Raw genomic sequence first — 15,736 nt, 5'->3', positions numbered from 1 at the left:
ATGTCGCTTGACAAGCAGATAGAGGTGTTGACGCGGCGGCTTAATAACACCATCGTCGACAGTCCACGTAAAGTCATTGTCGGCTTTCTCGTGCTCACGCTTGTATTCGCTGGCGGGGTAGGATTAGTCAGCACAGATACTGAAGCGACTGACTCGTTCACCGACGGTCTTGAGGAACAAGAGGCGCTTGATGCAGTCAATGAAGAATTTGAAGATCCGTTCAAACCGGAGAGTGAATCTACTCAACTCATCCACTCGGGAAGTAACGTCCTGACGAGGGAAGCACTTCTCAGGGATCTCCGGGTTTTAGAGGAAGTTGAGTCGCGGGACAATCTCCGTGCCGCCTCAGCGAATGGCCCGGCAACGGTCATTGCTCAGCAGATTGACCCCTCAGCGGACACGGCAGCCGAACAACGACGCGCTATCGAGTCGACGAGTGCAAGTCGCATCGAAAAAATCGTTCGTGAATTGTCCGACAACTCACGATTTACCAGGACGCTTGCAACTGACTTTAACCCGACGAGCGCAAGTGCCTCAGCGTCAATCACGCTTATATCACACGATGTGCCCTCCGGATTCTCTGACAGCAATCTTCAAGAAGTACAGATAACGATTCGATCTATCGCATCTGACCAGCCTGGCGAAATAACCGCCTTCGGTAGCGGCGTAACAAACGCTGAAACAGCCACCGTCATCGGGGATTCACTTACCATCGTGATGCCCGTTGTCGTGCTGTTATTGCTGTTGTTCTTGGTTATCGCTTACCGTGATCCAATTGACCTCTCCTTGGGTTTGCTGTCGCTTCTGCTGACCATCATTTGGACGTTCGGATTCCTTGGCTTCTCCGGGATTCCATTTAGTCAGCAAATGATCACCGTCCCTGTACTGCTACTCGCGGTTGGAGTTGACTTCGGGATCCATATCATCAACCGCTACCGTGAGGAGGCCGTCGCAGGATACAATGCTACAGAGGCGATGCGGGAAGCGAATAACCAACTGCTAATCGCCTTCGTCATTGTAACGGTTACAACCGTGTTCGGGTTTGGTGCAAACGTAGTATCTGATCTCACACCAATCCGGAATATGGGGATCGCCTCAGGGATTGGGATTATTTTCACATTCCTGATATTCGGGCTGTTTCTCCCGGCAGCGAAGTTAGAAGTCGACAGGCTGCGAGAAGCTTACAACGTCCCTGAGTTCAACTCAGCACCGATCTCTTCCGAGGACTCGACGCTCGGAAAATTCCTGACGTTCCCGGCCCAAGCTAGCCGGTATGCGCCGATCGCATTCGTTGTCGTGTTGCTCATAACCGGTGGGATGGCAGCGATGTACGGGAGTGGCGTCGACACTTCCTTCGAAACCGAGGACTTCCTTCCACCGGAAGAACAGCCTGCGTACGTGACTGGGCTTCCAGAGCCGTTCGCCCCAAGCGAGTATACCGTCTCAGAGACACTCAATCTGCTTGAGGACCGCTTCTCAACCAATCAGGACCAGTCAGTGAGATTGTACGTTGAGGGGAACTTCGAGGAGAGCCATGCACTTGAGGCACTCGCAGCGCCGAACGATGACGCGACAGGCTCGCTCGCAGTCGGCGACGGCGGATCTGCTCGGCCGACAAGCATCGTGACAGTGATTCAGTCATATGCCGAGCAGGATCAAGAATTCGCCAGATTGGTTGCTCGTAACGACGTGAACGGAAATGGGATCCCCGACCGTAATCTTGATCGTATCTACGATGTGCTGCTTGCTTCGCCGGCTGGTGACCGTGCTGAACAGTACCTCACCCCAGATCGGCGGAGCGCACAGGTCGAATACGCGATTGACTCGGAGGCCTCACAGTCCGAAGCTGCCACCGACGCCAGAGCATTTGCAGAGGAATTCCGATACGAGACGACCGCAACTGGCCAGATAGTCGTCTTCGATGCGGTGACGGGTATTATTTTCAACTCTTCAATTCAGGGACTGATTATCGCGATGGGACTAACCGGGTTGTTCCTTATTATTGCGTACGCCGTACTAGAAGACAAGCCGCTACTGGGGATTGTAAACCTCTTCCCGATCCTGCTTGCAATCGCGTTCCTACTTGGGACGATGCGATATCTCGGCATCTCATTGAACGCATTAACAGGAACAATACTCTCGATCTCAATTGGGCTTGGGATAGCATACTCAGTCCACGCCACTCACCGGTTTGTCGATGAGTATAATGCTGGCGCAGACGCTTATGAGTCGATAATTATCACGTTCTCAGGAACAGGTGGAGCTCTGCTCGGAAGTATGCTCACAACGTCACTCGGGACGGGTGCGCTTGCACTCGCTATCACACCTGTTTTAGGTGACTTCGGTCTATTGATGGCAATAAGTGTTATCTACTCATTTGCGTTCACTATCATCGCGCTGCCTCCCGCAGTCCTGTTATGGGAGCGCTACCAGAGTGTGTGGTCCGAAGTTACCCTGCCTACCCCAATGTGACATCCTCCGCGCCGTTCACGGCGCGGCTTCCCGCCCGTGGGAAATAGCTTAGAGGACAATGTTGAGAAGATCGAACGAATGAAAAAACTCGAAGCAAGTCTCCGCAAATACGATATCCCACATACACCGCGTAGTGAGCGACGGTTGAGGACTGAACCCCGAGACGACTCCCTGCGGCGTCCGGCAAACCAATTTTGGCCGCATAATAATATATAATATTAACACTTACTCATAACGTTTTATCATATCTAGCTATAATTTAAAACCAAATTATGTATACTCATTTCGCATCAATACTATTTTTTATATTGAAAACTGCTATTTAGTGGATGAAACGCAGTACAAGATTCCAGCAACGTTCTCTCTTTGCCATAGGGGGACTAGGTTTGCTCATAGGGGTAGCTTTTGTATTGGTACAGTTCCGAGCAACGCTCATATTTACCGTATTCCTGTATTATGCAAGTCGCCCGATTTACCGCAAACTCGAAAGTGTCTCTACTCCATCTTATTTCAGTGAATACAGCTTGCCGTACCGACGTCAGATACTCGCTGTCACCACAATATCGGTATTTTTGCTTCCGTTCCTTCTCTTGTTCACGTACACGCTTGCACTAGTGGTTCCTGCTGTGCAGCAATTTATCGGTCAAAACGATCTTGCATCAGGGTACCTCTCTGCGATACAATCTGCAGACAGTGGCGGACTCCCAGAGCCTATTGCGGGATTGCAAATAAGTGACCTATTGGATATGAGCCCGGAAGAGATTGTCACAATACTCAACGCCCCCAGTGTTCGGACGTGGATAGAGCAAACATTAGGGACACTTATCAGCTCAATTGGGGTTTTCGCTGATGTGGGGATTCAGGCATTTCTTCTTTTAAGTGGAACATACTATTTACTCACTGATGGGCCACGTCTTTCGCGATGGCTATTCGATCATTTCGATGAATCTGGAGTTGTCGAGTCGTATGCGATAGCTGTTGACGATGAATTATCTTCAATTCTGTTTGGTAATATTTTGAATGCACTCGTGACTGGAATCATTGGGATAGTTGTGTTTTCGGCATACAATTCGATATCTCCGGCAGCTGTCCAAGTTCCATTTGCACCGTTGGTTGGCGCACTTACCGGTGCAGGGAGTTTGATCCCGGTAGTCGGGATGAAGATTGTCTACTTCCCTGTCGGAGCCATTCTTACTGTTGGGGCCGTCGCTAGTGGACAAGCAACTGCAATTGGGTACGTACTCCTATTCCTCATATTAGCATTTGTTGTTGTCGACACAATTCCTGATTTCCTTATTCGGCCATATGTAAGCGGTAACAGAACACACGTGGGGTTACTTATGTTTGCGTACATCCTCGGACCGATTGTGTTTGGCGCTTATGGGATCTTTCTTGGACCAATTTTGCTTGTCCTTGTGGCACAGTTCTTTAGAACTGTTGCACCCTATGTGGCAACCGGCGAACCACCAGACCAATCGAAATTATATGAATATTAACATACCCAGCGGATTCTGCTCATCTTGGACAACTTCTCCTCGCACGTGTGCGAGTACACGCGTAGACGAGCCCACCAACTCGGTATCGATCTCGTCTTTCTCCCGGTCGGCTCTCCAGATCTCAACCCAATCAAGCAGGTCTGGAAGAGCCTCAAATGGGAAGCATCACCGTTGATCGTGGAGAGCGCGGCAGAATACCGCGCTCTCCTCACTCAACTCTTTGAGCAACTGACGACTCAGTTGAGCTTCGCGGCCTCGTGGATTGAGGAGTATCTCGGCGGGTATCTCCAGAAGTTACGCTAGGTACTAGACGGCCCTCAGTGGCCGGTCGAGGCCAGCGTGAGTGACAGCTATCGCCCTACCGCGACCACACCGCCTGAAGATATCGACCGCCTGTCGGCTATGAGAACCCCAGACCACAGGACAGCGTAAACATTTTGATCGCGTCGCAAAGCGGTCTAGAGTTTGCCTCTGGTGCTCTCAACTGAGAGGTCACAGCTCATTGCTGTTTTGGTCGATCGCTGGAGCAGTTCGTCGAGGAACGATTGGTAGTACTCTGGATCAGCGTACTTCACCAGCCGAAGCTGGAGTATCGCCTCTAATCTCTCCGTTGTCCAGCGCATCCACTGGTTCTTGCACCGTTTGCTGACCTCCCCCATCAACCGTTCGACGGGGTTCGAGGTCCACGGCACCTCGAACCCCTCGACGGCCTGCTCGGCAAACGTCACGATCGATGGCAGCCACCGCCGAAGATACCCCGCAGCCTTCTCTGACCCGTACTGATCCAACTGCCACGCTGTCTTCTCGATACGCTCAGTCGTTCGCGCGATCCGCTCGCGGATCGCCGCGAACTCCTCGTCTGGACGGTGTTTGGCGACCGAGTTCTTCAGATGGAGCACCTCGTCGATCACCTCCGAAACGATCTCGTTCCGCTGATCCAAGGAGAACACGCCGTCGTCCCAGAGGTTGTAGTCGAGCGTTCGGCCGACGTGGACGAGATCGAGTTGGTGATCGCTGTGTTCGTCGGTAAAAGCCGCAACGATGCCGTCATCAGCGTCACTGACGACCGTCGCGTCGTCAGTAACTGCGCCGATGTCATCGAGGTCGGCTGCTGTCTTGTCCCACTCAGCGTTCGCCGAGAGATCCAGCAGGGAGCGTGACTCCTCGGCAGTATCTTCGCCGAGCGTGGCCTGGACGGAGTGGTACGAGCGGTCGTCGTCTTGGCTGTGGCACTTCGTGCCGTCAGGAGTAACAGCGTCAGCCTCTGTATCAGCGACACAGTCTGGAAGGAACTGCTTGAGCTTGCTGCCGTATTCTCTGGCGCGGCGGTTGATGGTGGTCGGCGACGGCATCTCCGAGAGGATGCCGTCGCCGTGGTCAGCAGTGTCACGATAGCTGAGCGAGGTGGCGAGATCGACACTCTTGGCCGCTATGTCCTGCTGGTAGCGGTTTTGCCCGTCGAAGCTGAGAACATCTTCGACGGGCCGGAAGTAGCTGGTTTCGTCGTGGTCAGCGTCAGTATCCTCGACGTAGTGGAGAGAGAACTCGTGCTCACCGGCGGCTGTGACAGCTGTGCGGGTATCGGTTCCAGCTCGTTGGAATCGTTGTTGACCGTTGCCGTTGGCATGTTTTTCGCCACAGAGCGCCTCGACGCGGCTCGCGTCGAGGCTCTCGACCAGTCCTTCGAGAAGAACTGACTCGACGTTCTGGTCAGTGATGAACTCAGCCAGCGTGGCCAGCGGTATCGTTTTGTCGTCGTCGATGCTAACGGTCAACCGCACGTCGATTGTGGCGTGCATGGGTCACCTCTCAGGTTGGACACCAGAGGCGACCCGTTCCTCACGGGAGCCAGCTGCTACTGAACTCTAGAGGGCTTTGCGACACGACCAACATTTTGTCGAAAACGGTGGTTTGTGCAGATAGCAGCGTTTCCATAGGTGAATAGCAGTCTAATCGGCCCATATAGCGGAGTAGAAGGACGAAGGCGAAAAAATCGACTTTGTCATGGAAATCGATATCCTCGACTTCGTTAAGTAGTGTCGGCGTCTAGCCAAACAAGCGTTAGGGAAGCACGCGGGCGAGCCCGCCAGTGGCGGGTTCGCCCCTGGGTCCACGTCGTCTTGCACTGTTTCCGGGTCGAAGAAGAGCACAGCTACCGTGAAACGCCGAATCGGCTGGAATACATGGCTGAACTCCGTGAGCTTCTTGACCTTGATCAGAATAAACTCCCGGACTACACAACTATCTACAAGTCCTTTGGCCGGGTGGAAATGTGGGTCTGGCGGGCGTTGCTGCGCTGCAGCAACACCCGCAGTCCGGTCACGCAGCACTTGATAGCACGTTCTTCGACCGCCATATCTCTTCATCGTACTACCGCCAACGCTCCGGAAACAGCGTTCAGACGCTGAAAGTGACGATATTGACCGATGTGGAATCGATTGCTGTGCTTGACGTACATATTTCGGCACGCTGGCAACACGATACCAAGACCGGGCCGCAGGTCGTCCGCCAGAACGCGGACGACCTGCTTTCCGTCGCTGCTGACAACGGTTTCCAAGACTGGAACACTGAGTGCGAGGTTGCCGCACTAGATATCGACTACCCCGTGAATTACCGTGGCTCGTCACTGAACGCCACCGCGAATAACGCCCCCATCCGGTCAAAATGGTACTTTCAGCATCGGATGGCCGAAACCTCGTATTCGACAATCAAGCGCTCGCTCGGCTTCGGTGGAAACGACAGGACACTCTCACCCTTTATCCACACGCCACGAAATGCACGAGCAATCACCAGCTACGAGCGAGGAAACGGTCCGGGCTGTGAGAAGCTATGAGTCGGATTTTATGACAGGCTCGGCGAATATTTTAGTCCGTGACGACACGGCCTGCCTGCCCAGTTTGGTTGTTATAAGGTACCATGTTGAACTCTGCATCGTTTGGGTATTTTACTTCCCAAACTATAGTACCTTGGACATTATCTCCATGCAACTCTGTTTTATTAGGGAACCCATTCCGGATGCCGAAAGTCACCTCATGTGAGCTATGCTCCTTATCGGCAAGTCCAGTAAATGACCATTGCTCTTGTCCGACAGTAACGTTATTTCCGGGATCCGTCGCCATCTGAATAGTGGCAACTACAAATTTATCACCTTCCGATGGCGTTTCTACGTCTCCATCACTCTCTTCAATAAGTTCGGTGATCCTATACTTAGTTACTCGAAACCGGACCTCTGAACCATTATGTACTGCCTCACCCCAGTCCCCAATTTCGACAACCACTGTGTTTGCTGCTGGTGTCGGAGTTGATTCTGGGGTTGGGGTTGCTGTCGGAGTTGATTCTGGGGTTGGGGTTGCTGTCGGAGTTGATTCTGGGGTTGGGGTTGCTGTCGGAGTTGATTCTGGGGTTGGGGTTGCTGTCGGAGTTGATTCTGGGGTTGGGGTTGCTGTCGGAGTTGATTCTGGGGTTGGGTCCGGAGTTGTTTCTAAGTTTGTTGTTGGTGTTGGGGTTGGCTCTGAAGTCGGATTCGGCACTTGCAATGCTGGGATTCCAGTGCTGGTTGCAGTACCAGCACCTACTACAGCAACTATGACAACACCAATCATGATTTTTTTCCTCATCAGCCTCTCAGAGATTCTCAACTGGTATTGTTATATGATAACTACAATAGAACGATTCAGATGATGGCACCGCCTAACTGAAAGACAGCGCCGGCTTCGACCGCCAGAGCTAGTGGGAAGGAGAAAGAAACAGCCGATAGTCTATGTCGAATATTTGCTGCTTCATGAGCAAGGCGGTTCAGTTAGCTAAAAATGCTGTCGGTGGCCGAAGCGAAGTCGCCACCCCCAACGGGGTGGTGGCTTCGCCGACTACGCCGTTGTATCGCTCCATTCTCTCCGGGTTTACTTGGAGAAGCCATACCGAGGGGCGTTAGATCTGCTGAGCGAGATGCCACATATTCTCGAAGAGGCTGGCCTCGAAAAGGCCGATCTCCCACAGCACTCCAAGCTCAGTCGATCACATTGACAGCCGCGTAACCCCGTTTGATGGCGGTGAACCAAACCGAACTAGCTGTGAAGCATCTTCGAACCGTTGGTGAGCATGATTTTCGGGATGGACCGTCGCTGTCGGCGGCGGACTGCCGCCGACGCGACAGTGTCACCACTGACGACCGCTGTCCGGCCCGATGGACAGTTACCGGAAGAACCGGTCGTCAAGTGGTTGATTCGCTGGAACAGACCTGCGGACACCAAGTGCTGTCCAAACTGCGCGAAGCGTCATTTCGCAAAACTCCGTGAACGACCACCGCAAGAGGCGGCGCCCCCCCACGGCAGGGCGCCGCTAGGCTTTACACCGCATCCAAGCAGACGCCTCCTCTAACCCGATGTGATCGACTGACGCTCGATCGAACAGAACGAGCCGTCCTTGCAGCCACGATCCTGTCTTGAACAGCGTGCTGTCGTGCGTTTTCTCATCAGTCACATCGATCCGTTCAATTGTCTGGTCGGTGGCGTTGTGGAGCAGGTGGAGCTTCGCTCCAGTCTGCTCCTCGTGCCGGGCTTGGAACTCATCAGAGAGGAATTCGTGCAACCGAAACACCGTTCCATCAGCGATCATAACGTCCCTGAATCGGCCGATATCAGCGTCAACAGTATCGGGAACAGCGACCTCGTCGAGGCCGTGCTCGACGAGGTCGCGGAGGTACTTCGCCAGCATCGGCGTCAACCGCTGATAGAATCCACCGAGAGAGATCGTCTCGTCGGCTGTAGAGTTGTAGCTGCGTCTGAACCCAGCGAGTGTTCGGCTCTCGCCGGCGGCGAAGCCGAACACGAGCGCCCATACGAGGACAGGTATCTGGAGGTTACGGTCACGCTCGACCACGCCGAGTTCCTCGGCGTGCTCTTCGAGGAACTCAGAAGGAAACAGTGTAGTGAGCCGACGCATGATTCTCGATGAGGAGCCTCTGTCGGACACAGCTATCGCCACCTCATCCCTCTCAAAAAGAAGCCTCAATAAGCTACTGCTATACAGCGGTTCCTCTCTTAGCTAAAGACGGATGGGCGCTTGTTTGCCCTCGATGAACTCCGCTGCAATCGGTATTTTTTGTCCGGTCGAAACAATCGTACAGCCGTAGCCGTAGTAGTACTCTTTATCGGTTGGATCGTAGCATTTCGACGCACCTTGGTCAGCGGGCATCGGCCTCACGTTGGTTGAATCGATGCAGTAGGTCAAGTCGAGCAGGCCGCGCCGTAGTACTTAGGAGAAGAACCGCAAGCGAGAGCTGAGGAATTCGTCGATCCATGATTTGGCGAAGCTCAGCCGAGACGTGAGTTGTTCGAACAGTTCTGAGACGAGAGAGCGGAACTTGTTCGCGCTCTCGACAATCAGTGGAGAGGCTTCCCATTTCAGACTCTTCCAGACCTGCTCGATTGGGTTGAGGTCTGGGGATCCAACCGGTAAGAAAACGAGATCAATTCCGAGTTGATGGGCACGCTTGCGTGTGAATTCGCACGTGTGCGCGAAGTGATTATCCAAAACGAGCAGAATCCGCGTTGCGGGATTCTGCTCGCGGATCCTCTCTAAACACTCACAAATCCGTTCTTTCGTCTGGTCTTCTGGGAAACTGACCACACTCTCACCGTTGAGTGCGTAGAAGCCGACCGCTGGTTCGAAAATCTTCACCAGCGGTCGTTCATGATGCGGATCATCGACATACCACAACCGGCGCGAGTTATCGTACGGCTGTGGATGCGATGCATCGAAAAAGCCGACAACAGTGCCTCCATCTGTGCAGACATCCTCATCGACGACCCAGCCTTCCTCGTCGTCGTCTTCGCGTTTATTGTGTGGTTCCTCAATATCCTCGGCGAGCGCGTCGCTGACGCGCTCGTCGAGAATTTCTTCGGCATTATCTGGCCGTGACGGACGTTTTGTCCGTGGAATTGCGTATGACAATCCGAGATCCTTGAGAAACTCACCCAGGTAGACTGGATGGTACTCAACGCCGAACTCGTCGTTGATGAGATGCTGGATTTCCTGTGGTTGCCACGGTTGGCCGTCACGGAGCATCTCCAAGAGTTGTTCCTGCTCGTCTTCGCCGAGCTTCGGGGGACGTCCGTCCGAAGTTCGGCGTTAATTGACCAAGACCACCTTCGTTCCAGCGACGTGCCCACCGACTACCCGTCGATTCAGATTTGCCAACGCGGTCAGCTGCCTCCTCAAGGCTGTCGCCCTTGTAGAGATTTTTCACGAACGTGAGACGGCGGACGACCTTCGGATCGTCCGCCTCCGATAGCAACCGATTGAGATCATCTTCACTCAGATGGCGGACGATCTCTTTGCGTCGGTCCCCGCTCATTGCAACACCTTCTCAGGCTATCCCCATAACTTCACTTGGGTACTACGGGCGGCCTGCTCGACGAGGTGGTCAAAGACTTCGTCGACGACGTGTTCGAGGTCAGTAAGGAATCAATCGACCGCGTCTCTTGACGGCGGTCGATCGAAGACACAGCTTAGCCAGACAACCGTGTTCTGAAGCTCCCGCTCAGCAGGACGAATTCCGCAGATATCACGGTAATAGCAGTGCAGGAACCCACGCAGCATCTCTGGTGGTTTATGCTCTCGTGTTCGCCCCGTCTTCGCCGGGGCGAACACGTCGAACTCGCCAGGAAACTCGAAGGAGAGATACTCAAACAACGCTAACGTCTCGGTCTCTGCGACATTGAAGAACGACTCTACCGGAGGCTCATTCTGCAGGGTCGCTGAGTCCATACCACCTCAGCATCACCCTACTCTTTGGTGTGGTAACCGCTCTATGACACCCGCTACTATGTCTAATTTTGCTCAGTCCTGTTTGTCACGTTAACTATCTCCTCCGGACCGACTGGGCCAGTTCTTGTTACCGTACTAACGTAAACGGGCTCATTGGCCTCAATCCTGTCTTCTGTGATGTCTGCCTCAAAAGTTCTGTTTGATTGAATAGATGTGGGATAATGATATATCCAAGGCGATGGAACATCAGTACCTGAGCGAACCCGGATCCAAATGTCGGTATTAGGAGCCAAGGTCGTGGTACCTGTAATTTCCAGTGGCTCTGATCCAGCCTGCCACTGGTCATTTGCTATCGCCATATTAGCAGTCGGTTCAACAAGGGTGGCATTCGTTGCTGACTTTTTTGCCGCTATGGGCCCTTCTTTTCGAGATTGGGAAAGCCTCAGTGATATTGACTCTCTAGTTACATTGTTCAGCCCACTGGTATCCATTGCGACATACAACCGGTCATCATCTGGTGAGGTGAAATACTTGAACGGCAGCGGTGCGACAAATCTATTTGAACTAGTTGTGCTAGCTTTAACATTTAATCCGTTTCCAAGATTACCTGTTGCGGCTGGACCATACTCTACTGTTGTGTCGATTCGGTTTGGTCCGAGCGAGATAGTTGCAGGGTAAGCACCAGGTCTGGATGGATTTGTAACGTTTTCATATCGTAGGAGTACAGTTTCTGACCCTGACACAGTTTGTTGGTCGGTAGTTGTGATTTTTATTATTCCCTCAGAGTTCGTATTTACATTTACGATTGATGAAATGAATGATCGATCAATTTGCCCATCTTGATCTGAATCTACACCAGCGTGGGTTATATTTAATTTGACAAGATCTGATGGTAACTCGTTTGCCGCGTTATCGTAGCTAATGCGCATCTCCCGAAATGATGTATTAGCCCCCTCTCCTTGCACCTGAACTGTATGAGCTGTCTTCGTCCCCACAGTACTGTCTACTGCGACGATTCCGTTGTTTCCTGGCGGATCGTCAAATCGACCGACGCCCATGATTCCTTCCGCTTCGAACTCTGCGATTAATATGTCACCACGAGCAATCTGGCTTGGAGTAGGTGACCCGTTCCTGATAACATTGGTTTTGGTTATTTTCTCACTAGCAGGCAATGTATGCAGTTGGCCAGGTTGGAACACACCTGAACTGAGTGATAATGTTGAGTCGGGTGCGTTTCCGTCGACAGCTATATCATACTCTCCCTCGGTGAGCCCATTATCGCCCCGCTGAGAAACTTCGCGCAAGTGATCTGGAGACGAGACACTATACCCAGACGGATTGCCTGAAGTCTGTGTTTCAAATGTATTGATTCGGATCTGGATCTGGCCGTCACCATCCTGATCAGTTGCAGTAACCTCTGCTGAGTACTGCTTCCGAGAAATGTTGACTGTTGCCGTGTCATGCGGTGAGACACGAACTGGTATCTTTACAATATCGCCTACTTCTTCAAATATTTCAGAGTCAGCCACCGTACCCTGTGCCCCAGACTGGACGTGTCCGGTAGCACCGCCAACTGCTAGCGAAGTGACGATCAAGAAAGTAAATAGGATTGATGGAATCTGGCTTATCCAGTTCATAGGTACTCTTTTTTTGAGATTGGTATATGTTTTGTGGGCCGGAATTTTCTGCTGTGTTGACGCCGTAGCTCTCCCACAGAAGGTCGTCGATCTCTTGTGGGGTCTATAGTTGTCCTTTCTCAAGGAGAGCGAAGAATCAGTACCTCACAAAGTATCGCCAGTTAACCTGACCTGAGTCACCTGTTCTGTTGAACTGAGTCGCCGATAGTGGTCAAAGAACGCTAATCGAAGGGGGAGCTGCCGCTGTCGGCGGCGATGAGCCGCCGACGCGGCAGCGTTGCCACTCACAAGGCAGTGTCCTCGGTCGGTGATTACCGGTGGAAACGGTCGTCCGGTGGCCGGTTTGCGGGGACGTCCCGACGCACCGCGAGGGCCGTCCACGCTGCCCGACACAGCATGTTGATGAACTCCTCAAACGACCACTTCCAGAGGCGACGCCCGCCGCGGCGGGTCGTCGCCAGGTATTAGGCACACCTTCAGCAAGCAGACCTCTCAACTAACCGGCTTCGTGAAGTACTGAGACTTAATGCAGTCGAAACTGCTGGATCACGTGTTGGGAAGGCAATTACTGTCTCCGGACTGACGACAGTGTTCGGATTCTCTGCACTTACTCTGTCACCGCTCCCAATTTTAGCTGACTTTGGGTCATTAACTGCCGGTGTCATTTTCCTCACTCTTGTTGCTGCCCTTGCGACTCTTCCACCGACACTAATTATTCTTGGCCGCCTGTCAGACGCACTCGAGAGAGCCCGTGAAAATAAATATCTCCCAATGAAAAGGAATATGAGAGAAGCCGATGATTGAAACAATCCTCGTTCCGGTTGACGGATCAGCACCAGCACAAGAAGCTGTCAAATACACTCAAACTGTGTTCCCTGATGCAAACATTACGCTTCTGACTGTTATCGACCCTGCTGATGGATTCGCTGGTTACAGTGGTGATGACGATGGAAGCTGGGAAAAACAAGCTAAGGCAGAAGCAGAGTCACTCTTAAAAGATGCGCAGGCCGAATTCATGAGTCCCGAGAAAATTCGAACTAGCGTCGTGGTCGGTGACCCAGTTGAGACAATTATTGCAACAGTCAAAAATGAAGATATAGATCAAGTGATAATGGGAAGCCACGGTCGCGATGGTATTCAGCGGTTGCTTGTCGGTAGCGTTGCAGAGCAAGTTATGCGGAAAGCACCTGCTCCGGTGACAATCACTCGCTGATTTTCACGCGGTGACAGCTTAGACCGTGTTGCTGTCTGTGATTGTCGGTTTGTGTGCACTGGGTATTTGACAATGCGTCTATCATCTGCAACGTGCGTGTTTACGTTGAGGATTCAACCGCTGGCACAGCCCGAATTCGTGAAATCTCTCGTTGTTCCATGAAAGCGGTCTGAGTCCGTTGTTGCAGGGGTCACATCCCTGCTGGGGCCACGTCGCCAGTAAGGGTCAAGTCGCTCTCCAACTTCAGACCTCCACCGGTTGATCTGGGGGTGTCTCAAGCGCATCACGTTGCAACAGTGTGTCTCCAACCGCCTCAACCGAATCAACCTCAAACTGATCGAGGAGGTGTCCACGGACGGTATTGGCGTGCGGTGAGTCGTCAGTCGTTTTGCAGACGTGATTGATCGAGGTCCCGCCAGCGCTAGCGCTGGCGAGGACCCCGTACAATGTCTCCGTAGAGACCTCAATGTCTTCTCCGAGATCTACCGAAAGCTCCTTTTCAAGACTGTTAGCGACAAAATTAACAAGATGCTCTCCCTCTAACTCGTTGTCTGCTTGGGGGTGCTCCACATCCTCTCCAAGCAGACGCTTACTCTAACCCAATGTGATCGACTGGTTATGTCTCTTTCAGAAACTGAAGTAGAACTAGTGCGTCTTCAGTCCTGAAATGCTAGCTTTATCCACTTAGAGCGGCTCTAGAGAGTATTCAGGAATATTCTGAAGTCCCTCATACCACGAACTCAGAGCAGAGAACCCATCAATCAAAAGCAATTTCTATGGCGTTTGACCATGACTCGAAATGCCGTTGGTATGTAGCTGATGCATATTTACCAATCTCATCCATCTGACGAGCAGATGGTGGGTCCCCCAGTTTATTTTTGAGCCTAGTTATTTCATCAAGTAGTTCCTTTTCGGTGATTTTGCTGCCTCGATTTTCGGGCTCAAATCCAGCTTCATCTAGAGCTTCATTCCATGATCCAAAGTGCTGGCTATACGTGGTTGGATCATAGTTCCCCAAATCTTCCATGTGCTTGAATCTCGGTGTTCCACCTATTTCCGTCGCAAGTCTATTTATTTCCTCAATAAGCTCGTCATCAGTAATAGTAGCTCCAACATTTTCGGACTCAAAGCCAGCTGCTTCTAAGGCGTTATTCCATGATCCAAACTCGTTTTTATAGGTAGAACGCCAATATCTACCATGTTTATTCATATCTAAAGCAGTTGGTTTTTTATTAAGATCGTCAGCCAGTCGTTGCAACTCTTCCAATAGATCCGCTTCAGAAACTTTAGAGTCCGACTCATTTGGGTCGTATCCTGCTTGTTCAATAGCCTCATTCCAAGATCCAAATCGAGAATAGTATGTTGAAGCGGAGTGTCTACCCTGCTCGCGAAACTCTGCAAGCGACGGGGGATGTCCGAGTTCACTTGCTAGCTTGCGTATCTCATCTAAGAGCTCATCATCAGAGTATTGCATTCTCGGTACAGTATAATACAACTACACAAATAAGATATTCCGTTCGTCGTATGTTCTTCCATCCCTCGAATGATGTGGAACATCTCTGGAATGGTGAGCTGATGTTCGGCAAACACCGTCCCTGTGAGATCATTAAAAATGCTCTCACAGTCCTGACAACGATAGCGTTGAGCGTCCTTTCGCGTTGTTCCTTTCTTGATCGTGTCCGCACTGCGGCAGTGCGGGCACGTCACCTCGTCCGGCCATCGCTGTTCACGCAGATACTCTAAGCAGTCCTCTTTGTCCGGCAGAAAGACCTCGTTAACACTCTCTCTGCTGACCATATTGGATAGAACCACGAGCTCCAGTTATGAAAAAGTACTCACCACTACAGAAGAGCGATCCCGGCAAAGAAACTGCAAGAGCTGGGCAACGATTAGCGCTCGATTAATTCACCAGTCTTAATCAGTGCCAGTGGATCATACCCGTCCTGATAGACCGTATAGAGATAGTACGCAAATGTGAGGAAGACAAGTACCAGACCGAAAACAAGCCCCTCCATTGAAGAGTTCATATCTGATATTATGAACACTCTGAAAATATATGTTTGGGTCACTCAGCGGCTTCAGGGTGGTTGACGAGATATCCCGCAGGTGGCCCGTGAGTTCCATGTGTGCTCTAATACATTCGCTGAGGT

7 protein-coding genes and 12 pseudogenes are annotated in these 15,736 nt (G+C 51.9%); 7 read left to right on the top strand and 12 right to left on the bottom strand.

The features are described from left to right. From RR_RS01090 to RR_RS01080, 3 genes and pseudogenes are all read left to right on the top strand, one after another. Nucleotides 1-2,472 (top strand): efflux RND transporter permease subunit, encoded by a 2,472-nt coding sequence (locus RR_RS01090; protein ID WP_011222324.1) that lies wholly within the window; start codon nt 1-3, stop codon nt 2,470-2,472. A 329-nt stretch (nt 2,473-2,801) separates the two neighbouring features. Further along, nucleotides 2,802-3,968 (top strand): AI-2E family transporter, encoded by a 1,167-nt coding sequence (locus tag RR_RS01085; protein ID WP_011222323.1) that lies wholly within the window; start codon nt 2,802-2,804, stop codon nt 3,966-3,968. 6 nt (nt 3,969-3,974) lie between these two features. Next, nucleotides 3,975-4,271 (top strand): annotated as a pseudogene (locus RR_RS01080) (transposase); the annotation flags it as partial. A gap of 155 nt (nt 4,272-4,426) precedes the next feature. Here RR_RS01080 and RR_RS01075 read toward each other — a convergent pair. Beyond that, on the bottom strand, nt 4,427-5,767 hold the full coding sequence (locus RR_RS01075; RefSeq protein WP_011222322.1) for an ISH6-like element ISHma5 family transposase: 1,341 nt from the start codon (nt 5,765-5,767) through the stop codon (nt 4,427-4,429). A 205-nt stretch (nt 5,768-5,972) separates the two neighbouring features. On the opposite strand from RR_RS01075, the pseudogene RR_RS01070 reads away from it, so the two are divergent. Then, a pseudogene (locus RR_RS01070) lies at nt 5,973-6,693 on the top strand (transposase); the annotation flags it as partial. Nucleotides 6,694-6,832: 139 nt separating this feature from the next. On the opposite strand, the gene RR_RS21285 reads toward RR_RS01070, so the two are convergent. After that, on the bottom strand, nt 6,833-7,570 hold the full coding sequence (locus RR_RS21285; protein ID WP_011222320.1) for a hypothetical protein: 738 nt from the start codon (nt 7,568-7,570) through the stop codon (nt 6,833-6,835). A gap of 158 nt (nt 7,571-7,728) precedes the next feature. On the opposite strand from RR_RS21285, the pseudogene RR_RS21280 reads away from it, so the two are divergent. Next, a pseudogene (locus RR_RS21280) lies at nt 7,729-7,985 on the top strand (IS5/IS1182 family transposase); the annotation flags it as partial. A gap of 174 nt (nt 7,986-8,159) precedes the next feature. On the opposite strand, the pseudogene RR_RS21800 reads toward RR_RS21280, so the two are convergent. The 7 genes and pseudogenes from RR_RS21800 to RR_RS21790 all read right to left on the bottom strand — a co-directional run. Then, nucleotides 8,160-8,300, bottom strand: a pseudogene (locus RR_RS21800) (ISH3 family transposase); the annotation flags it as partial. A gap of 63 nt (nt 8,301-8,363) precedes the next feature. Next, a pseudogene (locus tag RR_RS01060) lies at nt 8,364-8,909 on the bottom strand (IS4 family transposase); the annotation flags it as partial. 114 nt (nt 8,910-9,023) lie between these two features. Continuing rightward, a pseudogene (locus tag RR_RS21795) lies at nt 9,024-9,212 on the bottom strand (hypothetical protein); the annotation flags it as partial. A 9-nt stretch (nt 9,213-9,221) separates the two neighbouring features. Then, nucleotides 9,222-10,323: pseudogene (locus RR_RS01050) on the bottom strand (IS630 family transposase). A gap of 47 nt (nt 10,324-10,370) precedes the next feature. Continuing rightward, a pseudogene (locus RR_RS01045) lies at nt 10,371-10,736 on the bottom strand (IS5/IS1182 family transposase); the annotation flags it as partial. Between the two features lie 62 nt (nt 10,737-10,798). Beyond that, nucleotides 10,799-12,373, bottom strand: a complete 1,575-nt coding sequence (locus RR_RS21270; RefSeq protein ID WP_011222313.1) for a hypothetical protein — start codon at nt 12,371-12,373, stop codon at nt 10,799-10,801. A gap of 311 nt (nt 12,374-12,684) precedes the next feature. Beyond that, nucleotides 12,685-12,837 (bottom strand): annotated as a pseudogene (locus RR_RS21790) (ISH3 family transposase); the annotation flags it as partial. A 49-nt stretch (nt 12,838-12,886) separates the two neighbouring features. Between RR_RS21790 and RR_RS21265 the strand changes: the two are divergent. Then, nucleotides 12,887-13,177, top strand: a pseudogene (locus tag RR_RS21265) (MMPL family transporter); the annotation flags it as partial. Beyond that, nucleotides 13,170-13,586 (top strand): universal stress protein, encoded by a 417-nt coding sequence (locus RR_RS01040; protein ID WP_007188990.1) that lies wholly within the window; start codon nt 13,170-13,172, stop codon nt 13,584-13,586. The pseudogene RR_RS21265 and the gene RR_RS01040, both read left to right, overlap by 8 nt. Nucleotides 13,587-13,735: 149 nt before the next feature. Here RR_RS01040 and RR_RS01035 read toward each other — a convergent pair. The 3 genes and pseudogenes from RR_RS01035 to RR_RS01025 form a co-directional block, all read right to left on the bottom strand. Then, nucleotides 13,736-14,156, bottom strand: a pseudogene (locus RR_RS01035) (ISH3 family transposase); the annotation flags it as partial. Between the two features lie 187 nt (nt 14,157-14,343). Next, on the bottom strand, nt 14,344-15,060 hold the full coding sequence (locus RR_RS21260; protein ID WP_011222312.1) for a homing endonuclease associated repeat-containing protein: 717 nt from the start codon (nt 15,058-15,060) through the stop codon (nt 14,344-14,346). Nucleotides 15,061-15,092: 32 nt separating this feature from the next. Further along, nucleotides 15,093-15,383, bottom strand: a pseudogene (locus RR_RS01025) (transposase); the annotation flags it as partial. Nucleotides 15,384-15,736 lie beyond the last annotated feature (353 nt).

Origin of the sequence: Haloarcula marismortui ATCC 43049 (genome assembly GCF_000011085.1) — an archaeon.
GTDB classification, from domain to species: domain Archaea; phylum Halobacteriota; class Halobacteria; order Halobacteriales; family Haloarculaceae; genus Haloarcula; species Haloarcula marismortui.
This window is presented reverse-complemented; position numbering and strand designations above follow the sequence as displayed.

Coding starts and splice junctions, on each gene's coding strand:
- RR_RS01085 (WP_011222323.1), top strand. CDS start 2,802: ATGAAACGCAGTACAAGATTCCAGCAACGTTCTCTCTTTGCCATAGGG.
- RR_RS21285 (WP_011222320.1), bottom strand. CDS start 7,570: ATGATTGGTGTTGTCATAGTTGCTGTAGTAGGTGCTGGTACTGCAACC.
- RR_RS21270 (WP_011222313.1), bottom strand. CDS start 12,373: ATGAACTGGATAAGCCAGATTCCATCAATCCTATTTACTTTCTTGATC.
- RR_RS01040 (WP_007188990.1), top strand. CDS start 13,170: ATGATTGAAACAATCCTCGTTCCGGTTGACGGATCAGCACCAGCACAA.
- RR_RS01090 (WP_011222324.1), top strand. CDS start 1: ATGTCGCTTGACAAGCAGATAGAGGTGTTGACGCGGCGGCTTAATAAC.
- RR_RS01075 (WP_011222322.1), bottom strand. CDS start 5,767: ATGCACGCCACAATCGACGTGCGGTTGACCGTTAGCATCGACGACGAC.
- RR_RS21260 (WP_011222312.1), bottom strand. CDS start 15,060: ATGCAATACTCTGATGATGAGCTCTTAGATGAGATACGCAAGCTAGCA.